29 protein-coding genes are annotated in these 25,010 nt (G+C 59.1%); 16 read left to right on the forward strand and 13 right to left on the reverse strand.

All coding sequences use genetic code 11. From position 1 onward, the window contains the following. The first annotated feature begins 401 nt into the window (after window positions 1–401). Complete coding sequence (locus tag MRBLMR1_RS16845; protein WP_148142825.1) at window positions 402–659, forward strand: DUF1344 domain-containing protein; 258 nt, start codon at window positions 402–404, stop codon at window positions 657–659. A gap of 52 nt (window positions 660–711) precedes the next feature. On the opposite strand, the gene MRBLMR1_RS16850 is transcribed toward MRBLMR1_RS16845, so the two are convergent. The 4 genes from MRBLMR1_RS16850 to MRBLMR1_RS16865 all read right to left on the reverse strand — a co-directional run bounded on the left by MRBLMR1_RS16850 (window position 712) and on the right by MRBLMR1_RS16865 (window position 4,161). Then, the gene (locus MRBLMR1_RS16850; protein ID WP_148142824.1) at window positions 712–1,329 is read right to left on the reverse strand and encodes a histidine phosphatase family protein; all 618 of its coding nucleotides are present in this window, start codon (window positions 1,327–1,329) and stop codon (window positions 712–714) included. Between the two features lie 14 nt (window positions 1,330–1,343). Next, on the reverse strand, window positions 1,344–2,162 hold the full coding sequence (gene fabI / locus MRBLMR1_RS16855) for an enoyl-ACP reductase FabI (protein WP_148142823.1): 819 nt from the start codon (window positions 2,160–2,162) through the stop codon (window positions 1,344–1,346). Window positions 2,163–2,310: 148 nt separating this feature from the next. Next, window positions 2,311–3,453 (reverse strand): DnaJ C-terminal domain-containing protein, encoded by a 1,143-nt coding sequence (locus tag MRBLMR1_RS16860; RefSeq protein ID WP_148142822.1) that lies wholly within the window; start codon window positions 3,451–3,453, stop codon window positions 2,311–2,313. 249 nt (window positions 3,454–3,702) lie between these two features. After that, window positions 3,703–4,161, reverse strand: coding sequence for an RT0821/Lpp0805 family surface protein (locus tag MRBLMR1_RS16865; protein ID WP_500065338.1), 459 nt, complete (start codon window positions 4,159–4,161; stop codon window positions 3,703–3,705). Between the two features lie 64 nt (window positions 4,162–4,225). Between MRBLMR1_RS16865 and pdxH the strand changes: the two genes are divergently transcribed. Next, window positions 4,226–4,846: a pyridoxamine 5'-phosphate oxidase gene (pdxH, locus tag MRBLMR1_RS16870; protein WP_148142821.1), complete on the forward strand. Its 621-nt coding sequence runs from the start codon at window positions 4,226–4,228 to the stop codon at window positions 4,844–4,846. A gap of 58 nt (window positions 4,847–4,904) precedes the next feature. Here pdxH and MRBLMR1_RS16875 read toward each other — a convergent pair whose 3' ends face one another. From MRBLMR1_RS16875 to MRBLMR1_RS16905, 7 genes are all read right to left on the reverse strand, one after another. Continuing rightward, entirely contained in the window at window positions 4,905–5,957 is a 1,053-nt protein-coding gene (locus MRBLMR1_RS16875) for a polysaccharide deacetylase family protein (protein ID WP_148142820.1), read from the reverse strand. Between the two features lie 88 nt (window positions 5,958–6,045). Beyond that, complete coding sequence (locus MRBLMR1_RS16880) at window positions 6,046–6,837, reverse strand: sulfite exporter TauE/SafE family protein (protein WP_148142819.1); 792 nt, start codon at window positions 6,835–6,837, stop codon at window positions 6,046–6,048. Window positions 6,838–6,897: 60 nt separating this feature from the next. Beyond that, entirely contained in the window at window positions 6,898–7,524 is a 627-nt protein-coding gene (locus MRBLMR1_RS16885; protein ID WP_148142818.1) for a hypothetical protein, read from the reverse strand. A 415-nt stretch (window positions 7,525–7,939) separates the two neighbouring features. Next, the gene (locus MRBLMR1_RS16890; RefSeq protein ID WP_148142817.1) at window positions 7,940–8,428 is read right to left on the reverse strand and encodes a GNAT family N-acetyltransferase; all 489 of its coding nucleotides are present in this window, start codon (window positions 8,426–8,428) and stop codon (window positions 7,940–7,942) included. Between the two features lie 5 nt (window positions 8,429–8,433). Continuing rightward, a complete protein-coding gene (gene tldD, locus MRBLMR1_RS16895) occupies window positions 8,434–9,849 on the reverse strand; it encodes a metalloprotease TldD (RefSeq protein ID WP_148142816.1) in 1,416 nt (471 codons plus the stop codon). Between the two features lie 98 nt (window positions 9,850–9,947). Further along, window positions 9,948–10,445: a YcxB family protein gene (locus MRBLMR1_RS16900; RefSeq protein ID WP_148142815.1), complete on the reverse strand. Its 498-nt coding sequence runs from the start codon at window positions 10,443–10,445 to the stop codon at window positions 9,948–9,950. Between the two features lie 34 nt (window positions 10,446–10,479). Beyond that, window positions 10,480–11,091 (reverse strand): invasion associated locus B family protein, encoded by a 612-nt coding sequence (locus MRBLMR1_RS16905; RefSeq protein ID WP_246435939.1) that lies wholly within the window; start codon window positions 11,089–11,091, stop codon window positions 10,480–10,482. 380 nt (window positions 11,092–11,471) lie between these two features. Here MRBLMR1_RS16905 and coxB point away from each other — a divergent pair, with 380 nt between their 5' ends. The 11 genes from coxB (at window position 11,472) to MRBLMR1_RS16960 (ending at window position 21,126) form a co-directional block, all read left to right on the forward strand. Beyond that, on the forward strand, window positions 11,472–12,398 hold the full coding sequence (gene coxB, locus MRBLMR1_RS16910; protein ID WP_148144089.1) for a cytochrome c oxidase subunit II: 927 nt from the start codon (window positions 11,472–11,474) through the stop codon (window positions 12,396–12,398). 14 nt (window positions 12,399–12,412) lie between these two features. Next, window positions 12,413–14,107, forward strand: a complete 1,695-nt coding sequence (ctaD, locus tag MRBLMR1_RS16915; RefSeq protein ID WP_148144088.1) for a cytochrome c oxidase subunit I — start codon at window positions 12,413–12,415, stop codon at window positions 14,105–14,107. Window positions 14,108–14,167: 60 nt separating this feature from the next. Beyond that, the gene (cyoE, locus tag MRBLMR1_RS16920; protein ID WP_500065343.1) at window positions 14,168–15,124 is read left to right on the forward strand and encodes a heme o synthase; all 957 of its coding nucleotides are present in this window, start codon (window positions 14,168–14,170) and stop codon (window positions 15,122–15,124) included. Continuing rightward, window positions 15,124–15,261 (forward strand): cytochrome c oxidase system small membrane protein, encoded by a 138-nt coding sequence (locus MRBLMR1_RS16925; RefSeq protein ID WP_112504814.1) that lies wholly within the window; start codon window positions 15,124–15,126, stop codon window positions 15,259–15,261. The genes cyoE and MRBLMR1_RS16925 overlap by 1 nt, the downstream gene beginning before the upstream one ends. 40 nt (window positions 15,262–15,301) lie before the next feature. Next, window positions 15,302–15,916 (forward strand): cytochrome c oxidase assembly protein, encoded by a 615-nt coding sequence (locus tag MRBLMR1_RS16930; RefSeq protein WP_148144086.1) that lies wholly within the window; start codon window positions 15,302–15,304, stop codon window positions 15,914–15,916. Window positions 15,917–15,975: 59 nt separating this feature from the next. Further along, window positions 15,976–16,854, forward strand: coding sequence for a cytochrome c oxidase subunit 3 (locus MRBLMR1_RS16935; protein WP_148144085.1), 879 nt, complete (start codon window positions 15,976–15,978; stop codon window positions 16,852–16,854). Window positions 16,855–17,078: 224 nt separating this feature from the next. Further along, entirely contained in the window at window positions 17,079–17,858 is a 780-nt protein-coding gene (locus MRBLMR1_RS16940) for an SURF1 family protein (RefSeq protein ID WP_148144084.1), read from the forward strand. A 75-nt stretch (window positions 17,859–17,933) separates the two neighbouring features. Continuing rightward, window positions 17,934–18,986, forward strand: coding sequence for a 4-hydroxy-3-methylbut-2-enyl diphosphate reductase (gene ispH, locus MRBLMR1_RS16945; protein ID WP_500065346.1), 1,053 nt, complete (start codon window positions 17,934–17,936; stop codon window positions 18,984–18,986). 284 nt (window positions 18,987–19,270) lie between these two features. Then, window positions 19,271–20,248: a homoserine kinase gene (locus MRBLMR1_RS16950; RefSeq protein WP_148144082.1), complete on the forward strand. Its 978-nt coding sequence runs from the start codon at window positions 19,271–19,273 to the stop codon at window positions 20,246–20,248. Next, the gene (gene rnhA, locus MRBLMR1_RS16955) at window positions 20,245–20,712 is read left to right on the forward strand and encodes a ribonuclease HI (RefSeq protein WP_148144081.1); all 468 of its coding nucleotides are present in this window, start codon (window positions 20,245–20,247) and stop codon (window positions 20,710–20,712) included. The genes MRBLMR1_RS16950 and rnhA overlap by 4 nt, the downstream gene beginning before the upstream one ends. A gap of 105 nt (window positions 20,713–20,817) precedes the next feature. After that, window positions 20,818–21,126 (forward strand): Dabb family protein, encoded by a 309-nt coding sequence (locus MRBLMR1_RS16960; RefSeq protein ID WP_148144080.1) that lies wholly within the window; start codon window positions 20,818–20,820, stop codon window positions 21,124–21,126. 75 nt (window positions 21,127–21,201) lie between these two features. Here the strand turns inward: MRBLMR1_RS16960 and MRBLMR1_RS16965 are convergent, their stop codons facing one another. Then, window positions 21,202–21,687, reverse strand: a complete 486-nt coding sequence (locus MRBLMR1_RS16965) for a peroxiredoxin (RefSeq protein ID WP_148144079.1) — start codon at window positions 21,685–21,687, stop codon at window positions 21,202–21,204. Between the two features lie 131 nt (window positions 21,688–21,818). Beyond that, window positions 21,819–22,661, reverse strand: coding sequence for a protein-disulfide reductase DsbD domain-containing protein (locus MRBLMR1_RS16970; RefSeq protein WP_148144078.1), 843 nt, complete (start codon window positions 22,659–22,661; stop codon window positions 21,819–21,821). A 161-nt stretch (window positions 22,662–22,822) separates the two neighbouring features. Here MRBLMR1_RS16970 and MRBLMR1_RS16975 point away from each other — a divergent pair, with 161 nt between their 5' ends. From MRBLMR1_RS16975 to MRBLMR1_RS16985, 3 genes are all read left to right on the forward strand, one after another. Further along, on the forward strand, window positions 22,823–23,428 hold the full coding sequence (locus tag MRBLMR1_RS16975; protein ID WP_148144077.1) for a YqgE/AlgH family protein: 606 nt from the start codon (window positions 22,823–22,825) through the stop codon (window positions 23,426–23,428). 87 nt (window positions 23,429–23,515) lie between these two features. After that, a complete protein-coding gene (locus MRBLMR1_RS16980; protein ID WP_148144076.1) occupies window positions 23,516–23,707 on the forward strand; it encodes a CsbD family protein in 192 nt (63 codons plus the stop codon). 140 nt (window positions 23,708–23,847) lie between these two features. Next, complete coding sequence (locus MRBLMR1_RS16985) at window positions 23,848–24,909, forward strand: putative zinc-binding metallopeptidase (protein ID WP_148144075.1); 1,062 nt, start codon at window positions 23,848–23,850, stop codon at window positions 24,907–24,909. Window positions 24,910–25,010: the final 101 nt, after the last annotated feature.

A 25,010-nucleotide genomic window follows, 5' to 3' on the forward strand; every position in this document is an offset into this window, starting at 1 on the left:
TCGCAAATATGCAAAGCGAAATTGTTAGTGCCGCAAGCAGGGAAATTGGATTCGAGGCAATGATATTGTGCCAGTTTAAATAGTGTGGCGGCCTGAATTTCACCTGCTGAATGCCCTTCTCTAACCCGGGATGACCGAGAAATAGTGTATTGGCGGGGTGTTAATTTATCATTTCGCGATACAGGGTGCTGTGAACGAGGAATTATGTTTAATTAATACTTGATTTTGATGTTTTGAAGTTCCTGGGGAAAGTCGAAAAAAGGTATTTGTTATATTTTTGTTAATAATAATGCCTCGTTTCACGCGCGAAATGAGTCATGATCAAGAGCAACTTTTGCCACATTCTGAGGGCTATCTTTGCTTCGAAACGAAACACACGGACCTCATCAAAGGCCTCCAAGATGCGCATGCTCATCGCCACCCTGCTCGCCACCGCAAGTATCTTCTCGCCGCTCAACAGCTTTGCTCAGAGCGCGGATATCGAGGCGACAATCAGGAAGGTGGACGTCAATGCGCTGAGCCTGACGCTTGACGACGGCAAGACCTACAAGGTTCCGGAAGAGTTCAACTTCGAAGGATTGAAGGCAGGCGTCAAGGTTCTGGTCTTCTATACCATGGTAGACGGCAGCCGTATCGTCGACGATCTGGAAATCGTTTGATATCAGAGTGAGAGAATGCGGGTGCTTTCGACGTGTTTGACGCCCGTTCAGCTTAAATCCAGGCGATCGAACCTTTGGCAACCGTTCCGTCACCCGCGTCGCCCTCACTCAACTCGATCCTGACGATACGGTCCTGATGGATCGGCATGTTGGCGGCTTCATCTTCATCGACATTGCCGATAATGCGGAAAAGCGAGCGAAGCACTCCGCCGTGGCTGACGGAAATCGTCGGTCCCTTCAGCGACGCGAGCCATGCGCCTATACGCCAGGAAAGGATTTCATAGCTCTCGGCATCTTCGCCCGGTGGAATGAAGCTCCACTTGTTTTTTGAACGTTCCCGCAGTCGCTCCGGAGCAGTCTTCTTTATCTCGGCGGTGGTAAACCCTTCCCAGTCACCGAACGAAAGCTCTTTAAGGAGTTCATCTGTACGGTAGCCCGCCGGGTCCAATCCCATGGCTGTCCGTATGCGCTCCATTGTCTCCCTTGTACGCCAAAGGGGGCTTGCAACGAAATCGAACCCGTCGGCTGAGCCGACGAGTTCGCGCAGCGTTTCACCGTTACGGGTAGCCTGTCCACGCCCGATCGCATTGATCGGGATATCCTTTTGTCCCTGAAGACGACCTTCGGCATTCCAGTCCGTCTGGCCGTGGCGGATCACATAGACAAGCACGGGATCGTTCCTCGTTAGTCCTTGATGACCGAAATGTCCGGAGCGTCGACCGCCTTCATGCCGATAGCGTGATAACCGCTGTCGGCGTGATGCACCTCGCCGGTCACCGAACGGGAGAGGTCGGAAAGCATGTAAAGGCCGACATCGCCGACATCTTCGATGGTGACGGTACGGCGCAGCGGCGCATTGTACTCGTTCCATTTCAAGATGTAGCGGAAGTCACCGATGCCGGATGCGGCAAGTGTCTTGATCGGACCGGCCGAGATCGCGTTGACGCGGATGTTCTTCGGGCCTAGGTCGACCGCCAGATATTTGACGCTGGCCTCGAGAGCCGCCTTTGCAACGCCCATGACGTTGTAGTTCGGCATGACCTTTTCCGCCCCGTAATAGGTCAGCGTCAGCATCGAGCCGCCATCGGTCATCAGCTTTTCGGCCCGGCGTGCGACGGACGTGAAAGAATAGACCGAGATCTGCATCGTCTTGGCAAAATTGTCGGCAGAGGTGTCGACATAACGGCCGGTCAGCTCGTCCTTGTCGGAAAAGCCGATGGCGTGCACGATGAAGTCGATCTTGCCCCAGTGATTTTCGAGATTGGCGAAGACCTCGTCGATCGTCGCTTCGTCACTGACATCACAGTGGCCGGCCATGAAGGCGCCGAGTTCGGCCGCCAGCGGTTCGACCCGCTTCTTCAGCGCATCGCCCTGATAGGTGAAGGCCACTTCGCCGCCATTGTCGACGACGGCCTTGGCAATGCCCCATGCAATCGAGCGATTGTTCGCAACGCCCATGATGAGCCCGCGCTTGCCTGCCATAAGGCCGGATGCCTGAACCATTGTGTAATCCCTGACACGAAAAAATGAATGTTGCCTATGGCATAGGCCGCATCAGGGTTCAAGCATGCGTCAAATCATCAACCGTAAAGATGGCCTGAAATAGATGCGTGCCTGGGGATGATGTCATCCCTTTGTCACGCTTTCCGTCTCACAGATACAGCCCATCGCGCATCAGTCGCATGAGGTCGGTGACCTTGGCATCCGGCGTTTCCAGAAGCACGATCCTCAGTTCGACCACCAGATCGCCGCGTCCGGCAGCGTCATGAAGGCCGAGCCCTTCGATCGTGATCGTGCGGTCGGATCCGGACCAGCTGGGAATTTCCACCGTCCGCCGGCCCGCCGGTGTCTCCACCTGCGCCTCGCCGCCAAGGACGGCATCCTGCAGCGAGATGGGCAGCACGATATGAAGGTTGAAATCCCTGACGATATAGATGTCGTCGCGGGCCGCATTCAGCGTCACGACAAGATCGCCCTGTTTCATGTTGGGCAGTTTCAGGCCCTGGCCCGTAAGCCTTACCTGATGTCCGTCGGTGGTGCCCCGCTCGATCGGAACGCGAACTTCCCGGTCGTCCGAGAGCTTGATCGTAACCGGTTTCAGCGCCAGCAGTTCGGCCACCGTCACCTTTGCCTCGACCAGCAGATCCGGCGCCTTTTCCGGTGTTGGCGCTGTGCCGCGGATACGTTTGACCAGATTGGCGATGAGGTCGACGGCCATCATCGGCAGCGGGGAGCGGACTTCCGGCCCCGGCGCATCCTTCGGGCTCGTTTCTTCGACCTTGGTCTCCGACGTGTCGGCATGTTCCTTGGCGCGCTCGCGTGCCTCGGGGCTGCCGCCGAAAATGCGTTCGATGGTTTCTTCCGGGCTTTCGCTCGGCTTCTTGCCCGCCTGCTGCTTGGCTTGTCCGCTTGCAGAACCCTGGGCTTTCGCCTTTGCCGCATCGGCCTTCGGTTCGGCCTTGGTAGCATCGGACTGGGCGCGGGCAGCCTGGGCCTTTGCCAGCTCCTCCATCACCTTTTCCGCATTGGCGCGCGCAGCCTTGGCGCGCTCTGCCGCATCGCGCTGCTGCATGATCGTCTGGTGCATGTCGGCTGCACGATCATAACGCCGGCGCCGCTCCGGATCCTTGAGTAATTCATAGGCCTGCCCGATCTCCGCGAACCGGTCCGTTGCACTCGGATCGTCGCGATTGTGGTCGGGATGAATCGTCTTGGCCTTCGTCCGCCAGGCCGCCTTGATTTCGTCTGCATCGGCGTTCCGTCTGACGCCGAGGATGGAATAGGGATCACGCATCGTGAGACCACCGGTTACGCTTTTGGCGGCAGATCCGGCATAATCGCGAACCTGCCGATAATAAACTTAAACACGGGCAACACAGGGCCATCATGCACTGCTCGCTGCTCCGATTTTCTCGGATTGAGAGAGTAGAGGCGCAGTCCTGAATCAGTGGTTACAGCGCGGCTTCACAGCTGAGGCATGGTGAAGGATCAGTTAACGCAGTGTGTGGTTTGGAAACAATTAGGCCAAGGGTGGCAATTTGGCTCAGCCTTGCCTGTCGAAGGCCGTCAGCATCCAGTCGCCGCTTCCGGTCATGCATGTCTGGCCAGCAAAAACGGCGATGCCTTCATAGGAATGACGCGTTGTCTTGAAGGCGCGGCAGACGCGACCCTGGGCGTTGTCTTCCTGAATGACGGAAACCACGCCGGCACTGCCGGTCGCGGCATTGGCCCAGGGAAGGGGAGTGTTGCCCATTTTCACGAGATCGGCCGAAGTGACGGCATTGCGCACGGTCGCTTCGTCGGAAAGGCTTGTCTCGGATTGGGGCTTGCCGGCAACGGTTCCCGTCGCAAGCGACCGATCGACCTTGCTCGATCCGCCAAACAGATCCAGACTACTCGTACATCCCGCAAGCGACAGTGTCAGCGTGGCGAGGCAAATTGCAGCGCCGCTCTTGCGGCCCAGGCACTTTGTCATTTCGATCCACTTTGCTATCACTGACACCTAATATCCTGTCCGGCGCTTCGTCTCGGGCATGTTCGAGCAGATTGGGAGTATTTAAGTCAATATGTCTGGAAGTGAGTTAACAACCGGTGACTTCACCGAAGAATCTGAACCATTTACCCTTTTTGCCCGCTGGTTGAAAGATGCGGAAGCTTCTGAGCCTAACGATCCAAACGCCGTTGCGGTTGCAACAGTAGATGAACATGGCCTTCCGAATGTGCGCATGGTGCTGCTCAAAGGTTTCGACGAGCACGGGTTCGTTTTCTATACCAATTTCGAGAGCCAGAAGGGCCAGGAAATCCTCGGTCAGAAGAAGGCGGCCATGTGTTTCCACTGGAAATCGCTGCGCCGGCAGGTGCGCATCCGTGGCCCGGTAGAAGTCGTGACCGATGCTGAGGCCGACGCCTATTATGCATCCCGCCCGCGCGGCAGCCGCATCGGCGCCTGGGCATCGAAACAGTCGCGTCCGCTCGAAGGACGTTTTGCCCTGGAGAAGTCAGTCGCGGAATATGCGGCGCGTTACGCAATCGGTGAAATCCCGCGGCCGTCCTACTGGTCCGGCTTCCGTATCCGGCCGACATCGATCGAATTCTGGCACGACCGCCAGTTCCGCCTGCATGACCGTGTCGAGTTCCGTCGCGACGATCCGTCCGGCAACTGGAACAAGGTGCGGATGTACCCGTGAGCAATTCCAGCAAAAGCGCGGACCGGTTTTGCGTCCGGAATTGCGAAGAACAAAACCTCTAGCGCTTCAGCGCGAAGGGAATGCCGGAGGCGAGTGCGGAAACGTAACGCGCCTTCTGATAATAGCCATTCAGTGAGACGCGCGGCAGGGCGGTCGGCCGGGCCAGGTCGGCGGCGGTGAGCATTCCAGGTTGTGTGGTAAGGCCGATCACAAAACCGAGATCGCGGGCGGATTGGAATTCCCTCGGTCCGATCGCGTCCTGGCTTCCATAGGGATATGCAATTGCTGTTGGTCGCTCGCCTGTGAGTTCCGTCAGCCATTCTGCCGATTTGCGCATCTCTCTCAGGGCTTCTTCCGCGCCAAGTCGGCTGAGTTTGCGATGCGTCACGGTGTGAGCGCCCAGCGAAACGAGCGGATGCGCCGCGAAGTCTCGCAGTTCCTGTGGTCCCATGATGAGTTCGCGGGTAGTGGCAAGGGGATCGATGCCGTATCGTTCCGCCAGGAGACAGAGGTCTGCGACGGCTTCTGCCTCTTTGCGAGCCCACACATAGCTGGCAAAGCGGAAAGACGTGTCGAGTTGCTGCACCGGCGTCTTCAAGTCCACCGTTTCAACGCCACGCCCGAAATCGAAGCTGATGCGATCCTGTTCACGCAGAAGGCGGCCCATGATCTCCCACCAGAGCGGTTGCCTGTGTTCGGCAAGCCCTTGTGCGATGAAGACGGTGAAGGGCACGCCATGCCGGGCGAAAACGGGCAGCGCGTGTTCCGCATTATTGCGGTACCCGTCATCAAGCGTGAAGGCCGCAAACGGCTTGGTTGAAGGGGCAGCCAGCCGTTCCGGTAAATCCGAAAGTGCTATGAAATCGTAGCCGAGTGATTTCAGCCGAACGATCGCGGCATCGAGGAATTCCGGCGTGATTTCCAGATGCCGGTTAGGCCCGATGACCGATGCGGATTCCGGCCTTACATGATGAAGCGTGAAGATGACGCCCGAGCCGCGAGCCGACGTCAACAGGCCGGCCCCTGCCATCAGCGCCGAAGCTTCCAGCCCGGCACCGATCAGCCAGCGCTTGACGTTGCGACGCCAGATCGCTTTTGCCTTGTCCTTCATCGTGTCCGCAATTAGCCCCCGGGGCAGCCATGCCCGATACGGGACAGGCTAGTGCCGACCCATTAAGCCTTGCTGAACGATAGCACGCTTACGGCCGTAATCCGTCGAGAAGCGGAAGCCCGATGACGGCGGCGGCTCCGATAAGTGTGAAGCAGATCCGCCGGAACGTGGTCTCACTGGCGATACCAAACATCCGTGAACCGAAAAAAAGCCCGATGCCGTAAGCCGGCCCTGCAGCAAGCGCGATCAGCAGGACTTGCAGCGTCAGGATGCCACCGATGATATAGGATGTGGCCGAAAGCACGCTCGCCAGCGCGAAGTAGAGAATGAGGTTGGCGCGCACCACATTGCGTTCGATCGCTCCGCCGAGCCAATAGGCGACGATCGGGGGGCCGGACATCTGGGCCGCGCCGCCGAAAAGGCCGGCAATCGCGCCGACGCCGACCGTCAGCCAGGTTTTCGGCCGGCCATGATAGCGCCAGCCCGAGATCAGGAAAACCAGCAGACAGACGACGACAGCGGAAATGATCCAGCGCAGTGTCACCGACGGCATGAGCGAAAGCATTGCCGCGCCAGCCGGAACGCCGATGATGGCGCCGGCCAGCATGGTGAAGACATCGCGGCGGTTCGCCCTGCGCCATCCTTCCGGCAGCATGCCGAGCGTCATTACCCAATCGATGACAAGGAGCAGTCCCGACGCGATCTGCGGGCTCGTCGCCGCACCGGCGAGCGGTATGAATATCAGCGCCCCGCCAAAGCCGGAAAAGCCGCGCGCAAGGCCTGCAATAACGGCGGCAAGGAGCACGAAGGCAAGTTCGCCGATCGAGTGGCCCGGAAGCCATGTCGCGAGAAAAGCGGAGATAGGATTGAGGGAAGTCATGACATGCGGTGTTTGTGAGGTGAAGAAAGCCGATCACCTGCTGCGGTTTCGTACGATCTGTCAATAAGGGGTAGTCGGGGAGGGGTGACGAAAATCGTTTGCGATCCACCAGTCGCATTCCTCTTGTGTATAGCCGAGCAGATACCCCTGTCGCCGTTCCATCTCTTCCGTCCACGGCCTCGGGCCGTTCATCAGGTCGTCATAGGCCTTGAAGCGCCATTCTTCACCGGGCAGGGCGTAATAGACGGTCAGAAATGTTTGGCCGCCACCCCGCACAGCCTTGACGCTCTCGACGAACGCGCCGCTTTCGACATGCGGCCGAAAAAGGTTGCGAACGTTTTCGAACCATTCAACCCCTTCTTCGCCATCAAGAATGGCAAACGGCTTACGTCCCTCCAGCATCAGCGGCAGTTCGAAATTCGTATGGACCAGATAGCTAGCCTCGTCGATCCGATGCGGCCGTGTCAGCATGATCTCGCCGTCCCATTCGGGCAGCAGGAGATCGGCTGCCGAGGCAAGCGCGAACAATTCCTCCTTGTCGGGATAGAAGGAGTGTGTTGCCAGATCTGCGAATTCCGTAACCAGAATGGATGCAACGATCGCCGGGTTGGCTTCAAAGCGCATTTCGTGGATCGAGCATCCCGTTTGCGGCGACAGGAATTTTAACACGAATGTCTCAGCACGCATCACTTTCTGATCTGGGGATGTGTGCCTGATTTTGCTGGGTCGTCTGTCTGCTGCGTGCCACATGATCTGTCGCGCATCGGGCGCTTCTTGGCAGATTGAAATCGGCATGTTGCGGCGCAGGTCGCTGCGAAAGCGCGATGCATAGCGCCTTCCCCAAACGCCTAGGAAATGGCACCCCGTTTCGTCATTTCGGAAGACGACGGCTCCACCGAAGGCCGAGGAAAGACCCTCCGTGCCGAATGGTCCTTCACCACCATAAACAGCGATGACGCATTCAGCGGGCGCGACACACACTACGGTATCCCCGGCGGGTGCGAACCCTTGGCTTCTGAAAAGATAGACTGGACAAGGTTGTGTAGTCATGTCGCGACCATACTGCACAGGTCTACTTCAGCAACTCGGAAGTTTGACGCCGTCAAACCGTCCGTCGATAGAACTTCGTATCCACCGCCATCCGCGGAAAGCTTGCCGGCAGCTCGTCGGCGACGATCTCGGAGAAGCCGTTCTTCTCGTAGAAACGGTGGGCAGCGAGAAACTTGTCGGTGGTGCCGAGCAGGATCGTCTTCAGCCCGACAGCCGCTGCATGCGCCATAAGCGCGTCGAGCAATCTCGCAGCCACGCCGAATTCCTTGCCGCGAACTTCGGCGGCGACGAACATCTTGCGCAACGCGGCCTCGTCATTGCCGATATCCTTCAGGGAAATCGTGCCGACGATCTTTCCGTCCTTTTCGGCGACCCAGAACCCGCCCTTGGCCGTCTGATAGAAATCCGCAATGGCGGCGAGATCCGGCTGATCCGCCGCGGTGATCGCGACACCGAACTCCTTGCGCTGGATCGGCAGGATGACACCGATCACGCCCTGTTCGTCGCCTGCCCGGAAGGCGCGGATCACGATGTCGCTCATCTTTTTTACGCCTTCGTGCCGCCGACGGTGACCTGATCCATGCGCAGATGCGGCTGGCCGACGCCGACCGGAACCCATTGGCCGGCCTTTCCGCAATTGCCGATGCCGGTATCGAGCTTCATGTCGTTACCGACCATCGACACGCGCTTCATCGCATCCGGGCCGTTGCCGATCAGCATCGCGCCCTTGATCGCCGGGCCGACCTTGCCGTTTTCAATGAGATAGGCCTCGGTGCAGCCGAACACGAATTTGCCCGAGGTGATATCCACCTGACCACCGCCAAAGGAAACGGCATAGACGCCCTTCTTGACGGAAGCGATGATTTCTTCCGGCGTCTTGTCGCCGCCAAGCATGTAGGTGTTGGTCATCCGCGGCATCGGTACTGAAGAATAGCCCTGTCGGCGGCCGTTGCCGGTTGGCTTCATGCCCATCAGCCGGGCATTCTGCCGGTCCTGCATATAACCGACGAGCTTGCCGTTCTCGATCAGCACGTTATAGGCCGATGGCGTGCCTTCGTCGTCGATGGTGATCGAGCCGCGGCGATTGTCGATCGTGCCGTCGTCGACGACGGTGACGCCCGGAGCTGCAACCATCTCGCCCAGAAGCCCGGCAAAGGCAGAGGTTTTCTTGCGGTTGAAATCGCCTTCCAGCCCGTGACCGACCGCCTCGTGCAGCATCACGCCCGGCCAGCCGGAGGAAAGCACCACATCCATCGTCCCGGCCGGCGCCTCGATCGCCTCGAGATTGACCAGCGCCTGGCGCAGCGCCTCATCAGCGCCAACCTGCCAGTTGCCTTCGGCGACGAAATCGCCGAAGCCGATGCGGCCACCGGTGCCAAACGAACCGCTCTCCTGCCGGTCGCCATTACCCACGACGACGGAAATATTGATGCGGGTCATCGGGCGGATGTCCTGCACCCGGTGCCCGTCGGCACGCAGGATGTCGACCACCTGCCAGCTGGCGGAAATCGTTGCGGTGACCTGACGAACCTTGTCGTCCTTGTTGCGCAGATAGGCGTCGATATCGGTCAAAAGCTTGGCCTTCGCCTCGAAGCTCGGGGAGCCGATCGGGTTCTCGTCGCCGTAATATTTCTTGTTGGTCCGCTGCGGGGCGCTCGCATAGGAACCGGAATAACCGGCGGTTACCGCGCGAACGGCATCCGAGGCGCGTTCCAGCGCTGCGGCGCTCAGGTCGCCCGCATGGGCGTAACCGACCGCCTCACCCGCAACCGAACGCAGGCCAAAACCCTGGTCGGTATTGAATGAGCCACCCTTCAGCCGTCCGTTGTCGAAGGTCAGCGATTCCGCCTGGGCGTGTTCGACGAAAAGCTCGCCGTCATCCGCGCCGGAAAGCGCTTTTGCGACAATCGCCCGCAGCTTCGCTTCGTCCGTGTCGAACAGGCTCAAGAGATCGGTGTTCATGGAAATACTCCTTGGGCAGGACCCGCCTCGGCGCGGCAGGCTGTGGCGGCAAACCGCCTTTTCATCCGATGTAGGTCCGGCACGGAGCCGAAGCAAGCCTATCCTTGGGTCGGCCTCGTTCGCAGATAGGCTTGAACCGCATCAGGCATGGTTTCGCGAGGCAGCGTGTTGAACTGGCCGTCACCGCTGAAGACCATGAAGGCCCGCGGACGCTCCCAGACTTCCGTAATGCTTCGCCACGTCAACTTGCCGCTGCCGAGATCGGACACGATGTCGATTCCATCGGCATCGACGGTAATCTCGGCCTTCGGATCGCCCATGCGCTTGTAGCGACCGAAGGTGTTGACCTTGTGGGCGCGCCAGATCACGGCGACGAAGATGACCGGCGCCAAGGCGAGGACAAGCATGACGCCGGCGAAAATATTGTTGTCGCCCGAGATGATGAAATAGATGGAAAAGCTCAGCATCAGAACCGAGATGACCCACATCATCTTCTGTTCGACCACGGCACGGCGCCAGACGAAGGCGCGGATCGCATCGCGCACGATATCGTCATCATATCGAACGGTGAAACGGTGGCTGCCTGCAAGGCCCATGGTCTTCCTGTCCTTCGACGCAGCTATCCGATGATCAGGGAAGTGCGTCGTAACCGGGGCCAAAACCGTTGAGTTCGACGGGAATGCCGACACGGTCCTGATCGGAGGATTCGCGCAGTGCGAACACGGCGTTCTTGCCGGCGCGCAGGATACGCATCAGTTCCTCGTCGATTTCCACTTCGACATAGCAGCCTTCAGAGAAGCAGCGGGTGAAATAGGCGCGGCCGATATTGTTGTTATCGACGTAAAGCTCCATGCCGTCCTTCAGGAGAACGCCAAGCGGTGCGAGAATGCGCAGGATACGCGCCTTGCGGTCGGCCGTCTTGAGCACGACGACCGAAAGCCCGACTTCCGGCCGGTCCTCGGCAATGACGTTCTGCATCAGCGCGCATTGCTCGGCGGAAGCGCCTGCCGGCCTGTCACAGATCACCGACCACGCGCCATGGCTTTCCTTCACATTGCCGGGCTGCTGTCCGGAAGGGCCAGGGGTGGGGGCGGGTGCCGGAGCCTGCGCGCTCGGGGCGGGACCTTTCGGTGCGGCACTCGGCACCGGCGGCGTCTGTGCCGGCTGTGCGAATGCGGTGGAGACCGTGCCCAGCGTCAGGAGGGCAATAAGGCTTGCGCCGATGAGGGAGGGACGACCCATGGAAACCTCTGGTTCGAATCAATGCGGCTTATCCTGTCTTTCGCGGTGCGAATTGGAAAGCCTTGCCGAGTTTTCAGCGGAGTACGGCGAAAGTAGGACCCTGTTCAAGTCACAAGGACGTCGCCGGCTTCAAAATCTGGTGGAATTTGTCAGCCGAAAGAGCATATCCTCATTGCAGGCTGCGACTCTGTGGAGGGAGGTGTGGTCTATTACGGAGGGAAATCAACCAGAGGATGTCGCGCGTCCACAATGCGCAAAATGCCGCAGGGGCATTTGTCGCAAGACGTTGCGGATATAAGCAAACTATGGTTGAACCAAGCTATAGCTTGGAGACTGCGTAAGAGTTGATCTGGATCACATGCGTGGGGAGAAAGTTTGTGATGAACAGGGCTTATGCGATGATGATGGCGATCATCTGTCTTATCACCGCCCCGATTGCGGGGCTGGTAAGCGCTTCGGTGGCGCATGCGGACCAGCCGCATCCCTGGCAGATGGGGCTTCAGGCGCCGGCAACCGAAATTATGCACCAGATAAGCTGGTTCGAGAAGTACACGCTCTGGTTCATCGTTCCGGTCACGCTTTTCGTTCTGGCCCTGTTGATCATCGTCGCTGTGAAATTCCGCGCCGACAAGAACCCGACGCCATCGCGCACTAGCCATAACACGACGATCGAGATCGTCTGGACGGTGGCGCCGGTCCTGATTCTCTTCATGCTGGCCATCCCGTCCTTCAATCTTCTGAACGCCCAGCTGGAAATTCCCGAAACCGACATGACGGTGAAGGCCACCGCCACCCAGTGGCAGTGGAATTACGAATATGAGGGATCCGGCCAAGGGGAGGGGGCGTCGCCTGTCGCTTTCGACAGCTACCTGTTGAAAGAACCCGATCGCGCCGCGGCCGGCAAGACGGACATAGCCGTTTATCCGCGCCTTCTCGCCGTCGACAATGAGATGATTATCCCGGTCGGAAAGACGGTACGCCTTCTCGTGACAGCCGCTCCGACCGACGTCATCCATGCTTTCGCCATGCCGGCCTTCGGTGTGAAGATCGATGCCGTGCCAGGGCGCCTTAACGAAACCTGGTTCCGCGCCGAACGCGAGGGCCTTTATTACGGGCAGTGTTCCGAGCTTTGTGGCAAGGACCACGCCTATATGCCGATCGCCATCCGCGTCGTCTCGGACGAGAAATACACCGCCTGGCTCGCCGCCGCCGCCAACGATCTGCCGGGAGCCTACAAGGCGCTTCTGGCATCTGCGGACAACAAAAATGCAGCCGGCGTCGATGTCGCTGCAAACGACGTCAAGTAAGGGAGGCGAGATCAATGGCTGAAACGACACATCACGACGACCATTCCCATCGCGCTGCTTATGACGACGCGCATGCGCATGGCGAACATCACCACAAGCCGGGCTTTGCCGCCCGCTGGCTGTTTTCGACCAATCACAAGGATATCGGCACGCTCTACCTGATCTTCGCGATCATGGCCGGCATTATCGGCGGCCTTCTGTCGGTCGCCATGCGCATGGAACTGCAGGAGCCGGGTATCCAGATTTTCCATGGCCTTGCCTCGATCGTTTACGGTTTCGAGGGTGATGCCGCGATCGATGGCGGCAAGCACATGTTCAATGTGTTCACCACCGCCCACGCGCTGATCATGATCTTCTTCATGGTCATGCCGGCGATGATCGGCGGTTTTGCCAACTGGATGGTGCCGATCATGATCGGCGCGCCGGACATGGCTTTTCCACGTCTCAACAACATTTCCTTCTGGCTGATCGTCCCGGCCTTCCTTCTTCTTGTCTTGTCGATGTTCGTCGAAGGACCGGCAGGCGCCTATGGCGCGGGCGGCGGCTGGACCATGTATCCGCCGCTTTCGACCTCCGGCCATCCGGGACCGGCAGTAGATCTCGCGATCTTCTCGCTCCACGTCGCCGGTGCCTCGTCCATTCTCGGCGCGATCAACTTCATCACCACCATTTTGAATATGCGCGCGCCGGGCATGACGCTGCACAAGATGCCGCTGTTTGCCTGGTCTGTTCTGGTAACCGCATTCCTTCTGCTCCTGTCGCTTCCGGTTCTGGCCGGTGCCATCACCATGGCGCTGACCGACCGTAACTTCGGCACCACATTCTTCTCGCCGGAAGGGGGCGGTGACCCGATCCTCTACCAGCATCTGTTCTGGTTCTTCGGCCACCCGGAAGTCTACATCCTCATCCTGCCCGGCTTCGGCATCGTCAGCCACATCGTCTCGACCTTCTCGAAAAAGCCGGTCTTCGGTTATCTCGGCATGGCCTATGCCATGGTGGCGATCGGCGCTGTCGGCTTCATCGTCTGGGCCCACCACATGTACACGGTCGGCCTGTCGCTCGATGCGCAGCGTTATTTCGTTTTCGCCACGATGGTGATCGCGGTGCCGACAGGCATCAAGATCTTCTCCTGGATCGCGACCATGTGGGGCGGCTCGATCACGTTTGCGACACCGATGATCTGGGCGATCGGCTTTATCTTCCTGTTCACCGTTGGCGGCGTCACCGGCGTGCAGCTGGCCAATGCCGGCCTCGACCGCTCGCTTCACGATACCTATTACGTTGTGGCTCATTTCCACTACGTCCTATCGCTCGGCGCGGTCTTCGCCATCTTTGCCGCCTGGTATTACTGGTTCCCGAAAATGTTCGGCTACATGTATAACGAGACGATCGGCAAGCTGCATTTCTGGGTCATGTTCATCGGTGTGAACCTGGTCTTCTTCCCGCAGCATTTCCTCGGCCTTGCCGGCATGCCGCGCCGTTATATCGACTATCCGGATGCTTTCGCCGGCTGGAACTACGTCTCATCGGTCGGTTCGTATATCTCCTTCGTGGGTGTACTCATCTTCCTGTTTGGCGTATGGGAAGCCTTCGCCAAGAAGCGGGTTGCCGGTGATAACCCCTGGGGCGAGGGTGCGACCACGCTGGAATGGCAGCTGTCGTCGCCGCCGCCCTATCACCAATGGGAACAGCTTCCCCGCATCAAGTAAGAATTCCGATCCGGGTGCTGCCTTGGCAGCGCCCGGCATCTCGTCAGGATCTGAATTGAAATGACTGTTATCGATTCCACCCAAGCGATGTCGCAAGAGGAAGGAAAGCTCCTTTCCGAAGCCGATGCGCGCGATTTTTTCGCGCTGCTGAAGCCGCGCGTCATGTCGCTGGTGGTTTTCACCGCCTTTGCCGGCCTTGTTCTCGCGCCCGGTGAGATCAACCCGGTTCTGGCGATCATCTCCATCCTCTGCATCGCCGTTGGTGCCGGCGCCTCCGGCGCGCTCAACATGTGGTACGATGCCGATATCGATGCCGTGATGACGCGCACCGCAGAGCGCCCGATCCCCGCCGGTCGCATCCGCCCTAATGAGGCACTTGCCTTCGGCCTGACGCTCTCGGCCTTCTCGGTCGTCATCCTCGGCCTTGCTGTCAACTGGTTTGCCGCCGGCCTGCTCGCCTTCACCATCTTCTTCTATGCCGTCGTGTACACGATGTGGCTGAAACGCTCGACGCCGCAGAACATCGTCATCGGCGGTGCTGCAGGCGCATTCCCGCCCATGCTCGGCTGGGCCTGTGTTACCGGTGGCGTGTCGCTCGACAGCGTCATCCTGTTCATGATCACCTTCATGTGGACCCCGCCGCATTTCTGGGCGTTGGCGCTGTTCAAGATGCGCGATTACGGCTCCGTTGGTATCCCGATGATGCCGAATGTCGTTGGCCAGCGCTCGACCAAGATCCAGATGGTCGTCTATTCGGTCCTGATGGCCGCCGTCGTCGCCGCACCGACCGTCACCGGTCTTGCCAGCGTCGGCTACGGCCTCTTTACCGGCATTCTGAGCCTCATCTTCATCTACTATTCCATTCTCGTGCTGCGCATGGCCGAGGATGACGAGAAGATGCTGCCGGCCAAGAAGCTGTTCTTCTATTCGATCTTCTATCTCTTCGCGGTCTTCTCCGCGCTGATCTTCGACCACATGGCGGCCGGTCTCGGCCAGTTCCTCGGAGGGTTTCTGTGATCGATACCGTCAAGCTCAGCGAGACGCAGAAAAAGTCACGACGAAACCGCAATGTGGCGCTCGGCCTCGTTCTCGCGGGGCTTTGCGTGCTTTTCTACATCATCACGCTGGTCAAGGTCGGCGGGTTCTGGAACTAGGCCGATAGACGGAGCCGAATGGAGCTAAGGGAGGAGCGACATGGCAGGCGGAATTCAGGGCGGGCATTCAGGCCAGGCAAAGCGGGTCAGCAACGCCTCGATCTTTGCCGGTTGCGCCGTATTTGTTTTCGGCATGGTTGGCGCCGCTTACGCGTCTGTTCCGCTCTACCGTCTCTTCTGCCAGATCACCGGCTATAACGGCACAACCCAGCGGGTAGAGCAGTATTCGTCGACCGTGCTCGACCGCACCGTTCAGGTTACCTTCGATGCAAACATATCAAGCGGCCTGAACTGGGATTTTAAGGCGGCGAAAGCCGTGCAGCCGAAGATCGGCGAGACCATCCAGGTCGAATACACGGCGACCAACCGCTCAGCCGTCGCCACCACCGGCACCGCCGTCTTCAACGTCACGCCGATGGAAGCCGGTGCCTATTTCAACAAGGTGCAGTGCTTCTGCTTCACCGAGCAGACGCTTGCGCCTGGCGAAAGCGTTTCCATGCCCGTCGTCTTTTACGTCGATCCGGAGATCGTCAAGGCGGAGGAAACCAAGAATATCAGAACGATCACCCTATCCTATTCCTTCTATCCGAGCGAGCCGGCAAAGCCGGTCGCTGCGGTGAAGACGGATGAGATAAAGGGTGAAAGCAAGCTTTGAGAGGAGCGCTTGCGGAAATTTCCGCATGCGGTGGAGAGGCATTTATCGGGGATTTTGACATGGCAGACGCGCATCAGAAGAATCACGACTACCACATCATCGATCCGAGCCCTTGGCCGCTCCTGGCCGCGATCGGCGCCTTCGTCATCACCTTCGGTGGTGTCGGTTACATGCGCTATCTCAAGGGCGCCGAGTTCCACATGTTCGGCCTCAACTGGGCCACCCCCTGGGTGTTCTTCATCGGCCTGGCGATCATCCTCTATGTGATGATCGGCTGGTGGGCGGACACGATCAAGGAAGGTGATGAAGGCCATCACACGCGGGTCGTCTCGCTGCATCTGCGTTACGGCATGATCATGTTCATCGCCTCCGAAGTGATGTTTTTTGTCGCCTGGTTCTGGGCCTTTTTCGATGCGAGCCTCTATCCCAACGAGGCGATCCAGGCCGCCCGCGTCGAAGCGCTCGGCGGTCAATGGCCGCCCAAGGGCATCGAAGTTCTTGATCCCTGGCACCTGCCGCTCTACAACACGATCATCCTGCTTCTCTCCGGCACCTGCGTAACCTGGGCGCATCACGCGCTCCTGCACAACGACCGCAAGGGACTGGTTACCGGCCTTGCGCTGACGGTCGCGCTCGGCATCCTGTTTTCCGCCGTGCAGGCTTATGAATATGCCCACGCACCCTTCGAATTCGCCAATTCGATCTATGGCGCCACCTTCTTCATGGCCACCGGTTTCCACGGTTTCCACGTGCTGATCGGCACGATCTTCCTGATCGTCTGCCTGATCCGCGCCATTAATGGCGGCTTCACCCCGGAACGTCATTTCGGCTTCGAAGCAGCCGCCTGGTACTGGCACTTCGTCGACGTCGTCTGGCTGTTCCTGTTCTTCTCGATCTACATCTGGGGCGGCTGGGGCGCACCGCTGGCGCATTTGTGAGGTTTTTTTGGGCAGCTGCCCCTCATCCGCCTGCCGGCACCAACCGGGGACGGGTCGCTTGCCCCGTCCCGTCCTCCGGACCCCCGTAATGACGGGGAGAAGGGCGCAAGCCGCGGCCCTATGCTTCAATCGTGGCACGTTCCCTCGCCCCGTTTACGGGGAGAGGGTTAGGGTGAGGGGCTAGTTCTCCGCGTGTGACTTTGTTTGAGATTGGTCGTAGCAAGATGAGAACCAACGTCGTCACGACCAACTCACGCAAGAAAACCTCATTGAAAACCATCCTCACCACCGCCCTTATCCTCCTCTCACTCGCCATCCTGCTCACCCTCGGCACATGGCAGGTAGAGCGGCTCTATTGGAAGGAGGGCCTTCTCGCCGATATTACCGAGCGCCGCGCAGCCCAACCGGTATCGCTTGCGCAGATCGAGCAGAGAGCTGCGGCTGGCAACGATATCGAATACCGCCGCATCACGCTTTCCGGCACATTCGATCACACGAAGGAACGGCATTTCTTCGCCACCTTCGAAGGCCGCACCGGCTTTTACGTCTACACGCCGCTGACGCTGGCGGACGGCCGCAAGATCTTCGTCAACCGCGGCTTCGTGCCCTACGAGATGAAGGAGCCGGTAACACGAGCGGAAGGCGAGGTTTCCGGCGAACAGACGATCACCGGTTACGCTCGCGCAAAACTCTCCGGCAAGCCGTCCATGCTGGTGCCGGATAACGATCTCTCCAAGAACATCTTCTACTGGAAAGACCTCGATGCCATGGCCGCAAGCGATGGGCTCTCCGACGTCATTGCCTTTTTCGTCGATGCCGATGCATCCGTCATCAATCCCGGCGGCTGGCCGAAGGGCGGTGTGACGCAATTCGACCTTCCCAACAACCATCTCCAATATGCCGCGACATGGTATGGTCTCGCCGCAGCATTGCTGGCCGTGGTTTTCGGCATGTGGTGGCGCAGCCGCAAACCCGCCTCATCACCGGCCGGAGAAGGGCGATAACGACATTTTCTGTTGGCGCGCCTCAATTGCCTCGCCTATATGAGGCTTCAGGCATTTTCCAACAGCGGATGCGGAATGAACATTCAGGTCACCAAACCGGCTCTTTCGATCAGGCTTTGCGGTCCGCGTGGTTTCTGCGCCGGGGTCGACCGGGCGATCCAGATCGTTGTTCTGGCGCTGAAACAATATGGTGCGCCGGTCTATGTCCGCCACGAGATCGTCCATAACCGCTATGTCGTCGAGGGACTGGAAGCCAAGGGCGCCGTCTTCGTCGAGGAACTGCACGAGATCCCCGAAGAACATCGCCAGCAGCCGGTCGTATTCTCCGCCCACGGCGTGCCGAAATCCGTGCCGGAAGATGCGCAGGCCCGCAATCTGTTCTATCTCGATGCGACTTGCCCGCTTGTGTCCAAGGTTCACAAGCAGGCCATGCGCCACCAGCGCCTTGGTCGCCATGTCGTGCTGATCGGCCATGCCGGCCATCCTGAAGTCATCGGCACGATGGGGCAGCTGCCGCCCGGAACCGTTTCGCTCGTTGATACGATTACCGATGCCGAAGCCTATATGCCGGAAGATCCTGACAATCTCGGTTTCGTCACCCAGACGACGCTCTCGGTCGATGATACGGCAGGCGTCATCGCCAAGCTGCAGGAGCGTTTCCCCAATCTTCAGGCTCCGGCGGCCGACAGCATCTGCTACGCCACCACCAACCGCCAGGAAGCGGTGAAGGAAGCGGCTCCCGGCTGCGATCTCTTCATCGTCGTCGGCGCACCGAATTCGTCCAATTCCAAGCGTCTCGTCGAAGTGGCCTTGAGGGCAGGGGCCAAGCGCTCGTTGCTCGTCCAGCGCGCCTCCGAGCTGAACTGGGACGAGATCGGCAGGATCCGCACGCTCGGCCTCTCTGCCGGTGCATCCGCCCCGGAAGTCATCGTCGACGAGATCATCGCCGCCTTCAAGGAACGGTTTTCAGCCGAGATCGAGCTGGCCATCACCGCCGAGGAAACCGAAAACTTCCTCGTCAACCGCGAGCTTCGCAGTGTTCCGCTGACTGTGGAGGATATGGCGTGGGTTAACGGCGATCGGCCGCTGTCGGCGAGCGCTGACGAAGCGAAGCAACTTGCTGAGTAATTGGCTGCCCCTCATCCGCCTGCCGGCACCTTCTCCCCGTAATGACGGGGCGAAGGACGCGAGCCGCGAGGTTTTGGCTTCTCTCCGACGTTGAGTGTGGCAAGTCCCCTCGCCCCGTTTACGGGGAGAGGGTTAGGGTGAGGGGCAAAGCCGCAACCGCCGAGGCATGAGAAAGCCGCCGCACCACAATTTCGCAATTCCACTTCCCACACGATGCCCGGCAAGGCAGATGGGGTTACACTTCCGGCAGATGATTCTGCCCCTTGACCGACTGTGAGACCGCCTTGGCCGTTTATACCGACATCACCGAAACCGACCTCAAGCACTTTCTGGCGCAATATGACGTCGGTGAGCTGACCTCCTACAAGGGCATTGCCGAAGGCGTGGAAAACTCCAACTTCCTGCTGCATACGACGAAGGATCCGCTGATCCTGACGCTCTATGAAAAGCGGGTGGAGAAGTCGGACCTGCCGTTTTTCCTAGGCCTCATGCAGCATCTTTCGGAACGCGGCTTGTCCTGCCCGTTGCCTTTGCCGCGCCGTGATGGCGAGCTTCTGGGCGAGCTTTCCGGCCGTCCGGCAGCGCTCATCTCCTTCCTTGAAGGCATGTGGCTGAGAAAGCCGGAAGCAAAACATTGCCGCGAAGTCGGCAAGGCGCTGGCCGGCATGCATCTTGCCGGTGAGGGGTTCGACATCAAGCGGCCGAATGCTCTGTCGCTCGAGGGCTGGAAGGTCCTGTGGGAAAAGTCGGCCGAGCGTGCCGACGAGGTCGAGACGGGCCTTGAAGCGGAAATCACCGCCGAACTCGCCTATCTCGAAGCCCATTGGCCGAAAAACCTGCCCGCAGGCGTCATCCATGCCGATCTCTTCCAGGACAATGTCTTCTTCCTGGGCGACGAGCTTTCCGGCCTGATCGACTTCTATTTCGCCTGCAACGACCTGCTCGCCTATGACGTCTCGATCTGCCTCAATGCCTGGTGCTTCGAGAAGGATGGCTCCTACAACGTCACCAAGGGTTCGGCACTGCTCGAAGGCTATTGCTCGGTGCGGCCGCTTTCGGATGAAGAACGCGAAGCGATGCCGGTTCTCGCCCGCGGTTCGGCGTTGCGCTTCTTCCTCACTCGCCTATACGACTGGCTGACGACGCCGGAAGGCGCGCTGGTGGTCAAGAAGGACCCGCTCGAATATCTGCGAAAGCTGCGCTTCCACCGGCAGATTTCATCGGTCGCCGAATATGCACCGGCAATCGAGGTGGCGTCATGAAGCAGGTCGAGATTTTCACCGATGGCGCCTGCTCCGGAAATCCCGGCCCCGGCGGCTGGGGTGCCATCCTGCGTTACGGTGAAACCACCAAGGAGCTGAACGGCGGCGAGGCGGAAACCACCAATAACCGCATGGAGCTTCTGGCCGCCATCTCCGCGCTCACCGCATTGAAAAGCGAATGCGAGGTCGATCTCTACACCGACAGCAAATACGTGATGGACGGCATCTCCAAGTGGATCTTCGGCTGGAAGAAAAACGGCTGGAAGACCGCCGACAAAAAGCCGGTGAAGAATGGTGAACTCTGGCAGCAGCTCGATGCCGCCAACCAGCGCCACAAGGTCAAGTGGCACTGGGTCAAGGGCCATGCCGGCCATCCGGAAAACGAACGCGCTGACGAACTCGCCCGCCTCGGCATGGAGCCGTTCAAGAAACCCAATCTTGGCCGGTCGCTTCTGGTAAAATAACCCGCCTTCGACGTCGCTCAGCCGCATCAGACCCGACTTGCCATTGCGGCGTCACCGCCTATGGTGATCGTGGCCAAATCGGGGCACGACAACGGGAGACCACGCATGATCCTTCACTGTGTTTTTCTGCGCTTCAAGTCGTCGGTACAGGACGCCGAAAAACAGGAAATCTACGCGGCGATCGCAGGCCTTCAGAACACGCTTTCGGGCATCGTTGATGTCAAATTCGGTCCGAACATATCGTCCGAAGGTTTGAGCGGTGGCTTTCTGGATGGCTTTATCGTGACATTCGAAAGCCCGGAGGCGCGTGATACCTATCTCGCGGCTCCGGATCATCTTGCCGTTGCCGAACGTATCGTCGCCTCCGCCGATGGTGGCCTGTCCGGCCTTATCGTCTACGATCTCGCAGCGTAGCCGCACCAATTTAGTTCACAATGCAAAGGGCGCCATCTGGCGCCCTTCGTCATTCTACAAATCCCGTCAGTTAGATCAAAGCTGTTCCAACATCGCCGCGGCACCCGAGACGGTGGCCTGGCCGGGGCTTTCCTCGATGTTGAGCGACTTCACCACGCCGTCCTCGACCAGCATGGAATAACGCTTCGAGCGCACGCCGAGCCCACCGCCGGAGAGGTCGATGTCGAGGCCCATGGCCTTGGTGAAGGAGGCGTCGAAATCGGCGAGAAAGTGGATCTTGCCGAGCGCGTTGGACTGTTGCGCCCAGGCGCCCATCACATGCCAGTCGTTGACGGCAACGACAGCGATATCATCGACGCCGCGTGCAAGAATGGCATCGCGGTTTTCAATGTAACCAGGCAGATGGTTGAGCGTGCAGGTCGGCGTGAAGGCGCCGGGTACGGCAAACAGCACGACCTTCTTGCCGGCGAAAAGACCGCTGGTCGTCACTTCCACCGGGCCATCTGCCGTCTTTTCCTTGAATGTTGCTTCCGGAAGCTTTTCGCCCACTGCGATCGTCATGTCGTCTCTCCTGCCAATGATCGCCCATGCGATCGTTCGCGGCACTATAAAGTTGGCGAATGACAAGACAAGAGAGGGCAGGGAGAACTGTCGATCAGTTTGCGATCACGGCATGCGGCGCCCGGAAAGGCTCACTCGAAGGCGAGCGAAGTCTCCATGGCGCGCTTGCCGGCAAGCACGAGAATTCCCCAGTGCTTACCCTTCATGTCATAGCCTTTCGGCAGCTTGCCGACCGGCATCTCGACGGAATAGCTGTCTTCGATGCGTTCGCCCTTGGTCTCGTTGAACAGCACATGTCCTTCCGGCCCGGTGACGATCACCTGCGGCTTCTTCGGTGCGTCCTTGGGTAATTGCAGCCGCAGCCGCAGCGTGTCGCCGTCGGCGGAAACGGAATAATGCGTGACGGCAAAATCGTCGGACGGATGTTCCGGCAGCTTGCCTTCCGCATCGTTGATGATCATCGCCTCGGCAAAGGACGTGCCGGCATCGGCCTTGAGCCCGAGGTTGAATTCGGCCTGGAAGGGAATGCAGATGTTTCGGCAGATGCCGATAAAGGCGGAGGCCGTGATTGCCGATGGTTGGTTCGGGTTCGTCACCGAAAGCTCGAAGGGAAAGCTGACGGCTGTATCATAGCCGATATCGCGCACGTCACCATTGTCGAAACGACGTGGCACCGGATAGGAGATCTTGCTGAGGCTGACGTCGGATGTCTCGGGAAACGAGATATGCGGCGGTATGCCTGCATCGCCCGGTTCGCGCCAATAGGTGATCCAGCCGGCCTTGGGCTCGATTTGCAGCGCGCCGCGCACGGTGCCGCGCGCATCAGGCGCCAGCGCAACGATCCTCATGCGCCCGCCCTCATTGCTCACCCAGTCGGTCGTTTCTGCCTGTACTGAGACCGGCATGAAGGCAGAGGTAAGCAGAAGTGGGATGGCGATGAAAAGGCGGCGGGTGGTGAAAGCGGTCGAGATCATGAGAACGGATTTATCCCAGCAATCCCATGCTCGCCAGCCACGTCTGATGAAAACCAATCATTTTCGGTTGAATGATCCCGTAGACTGCCCCATGTTGCCTTGGAAGGGTCGCCTGATGCGGCCGCCGCTACACGGCGCTTTAAAGGCACACGGGAGGCTCGATGGGAATTACGGCGCTCAAAGACAAGCGTGAACGCGGATTTCTCGACGGCCAGTTCCTGATCGCCATGCCCGGTGTTCAGGACGGTAGTTTCGCTCGCAGTGTTGTTTATATCTGCGCTCATTCATCAACCGGTGCTATGGGCTTCATCATCAACAGGCAGCAGGAACTCTCATTCCCCAACGTGCTTGAACATCTGAAGATCGTCGAGGAACCTCACACCGCTTTTCTTTCGGAACAGGCGCGTTATTTTCCGGTTCTTTACGGCGGTCCGGTGGAAACGGGCAGGGGCTTTGTTCTGCATTCCGACGATTTTTCCTGCGAGTCCTCGATCCCTGTCAGTGACGAGATTTCACTCACCGCAACGCTTGATATTCTAAGGGCGATCGCGGAAGGCCGGGGGCCGACGCGGGCAACTCTGCTTCTCGGCTACGCCGGATGGGGGCCGGGACAGCTTGAGGCCGAAATCAGCAACAACGGCTGGCTCAATTGCGCATCGCAGGATGACATCATTTTCGATCCTTGCGTTGATGCCAAATACGAACGCGCGCTTGCCCTTATGGGCGTCAGCCCGGAAATGCTTTCGACCGAAGCAGGACATGCCTGATCTGTTTCGGTGGAACGATATCCACCCTTCAGAGTTCTATTATCGCAAGGCGTTGAACAACGTCGAAAGAGATAAGGAGAACAAGGAATGGGTAGCACCAGCGATAAGATGGCAGGCAAGGGCAACGAAGTTGCCGGTAAGATCAAGCAGGCCGCAGGTGACATGACCGATAATCCGAAGCTCAAGGCGAAGGGCAACGCCCAGGAAGCCAAGGGCCATGCTCAGCAGGCTAAGGGCAAGATCAAGGAAGCGGGCAAGGATTTCGTTGACCGCATGTAATGTCTGGGACCTGACCAAATCCCGGTAATGTCGGACGGCATAGTCCGAAAAAATGATCTCCAGTCATTTGATAAACCTGTTTCGGCACTGCCGGAGCAGGTTTTCTCTATTCCCCTCCCTCCATCGATGCGGACCAGCCCATGCGCCTCTACGATTGCGATCACTGCGGACAGCCTATCCATTTCGACAACCGGGACTGCATGAATTGCGGCTCCCGTTTGGCCTTCGTGCCGGAGGCGCTTGCCATGCATGCGCTGCAGCCTGTCGAAGGCGAGGAGGTCTGGTCGCTATTCGCCAACCCGCAGCGGAAGGTCCGGCTTTGCGCCAATGCCGGCATGGATATCTGCAACTGGACCGTTCTCGCGGACGATTCCAATCCCTTTTGCCCGGCCTGCCGCCATAACCGTCTGGTACCGGATGCCTCCACCGAGGAGGGATTGCGGCAATGGCGGCGCATCAGCCAGGCTCAGCGTCACCTCTTTTATTCCATGCTGAAATGGAACCTGCCGCGCATCAACCGCGATGAGGATCCTGCAGGCGGTCTCGTTTTCGATTTTCTCGTTGACGAGATCCAAGCCGACGGAACGGTAAAGGCCGCATTGACCGGCCACGAAAACGGCCTCATCGCGATCCGTGCAGCCGAGGCGGACGATGCGACGCGTGAGCAGATCCGCGTGTCGATGAACGAACCTTACCGCACTATGCTCGGCCATTTCCGGCACGAGACCGGCCATTACATCTGGGACAAGATGGTCCGCGACGGCGGCAGGCTGGATGAATTTCGCGCGGTATTCGGTGACGAAACCGTGGATTACGGCGAGGCGCTCAAACGCAATTACGAGGAAGGCCCGCCACCGAACTGGCAGGAATTCTTCATCTCTACCTATGCAAGCTCGCATCCATGGGAGGATTTCGCCGAGAGCTTCGCCCACTATGTCCATATAGTCGACACGCTGGAAACGGCACGAGCCTACGGCATGTCGATAGACCCGCGCAGGCACGAAGAACTATCGGCGGAAGTGGATTTCAATCCCTATCGCGCCGACAGCGCCGAACAGCTCGTGTCCGCCTGGATCCCCTTCAGCCTGGCGATCAACGGTATCCACCGCTCGATGGGGGTGCCTGACCTTTATCCGTTCATCCTGACGCCGGCCGTGACGGCAAAGCTGCAATTCGTGCATGATCTGGTGTTGAGACGGTAGGGCGGAAACGACCCCTCCCAATCCTCTCCACAAGGGAGAGGGGTTAACCCGACCGCCTCGTCGGACCACAATTGCGGTAGGGGGCGTGCCACGGGTTTTCT

This window comes from Neorhizobium sp. LMR1-1-1.1 (genome assembly GCF_040675795.1).
GTDB classification, from domain to species: domain Bacteria; phylum Pseudomonadota; class Alphaproteobacteria; order Rhizobiales; family Rhizobiaceae; genus Neorhizobium; species Neorhizobium cellulosilyticum.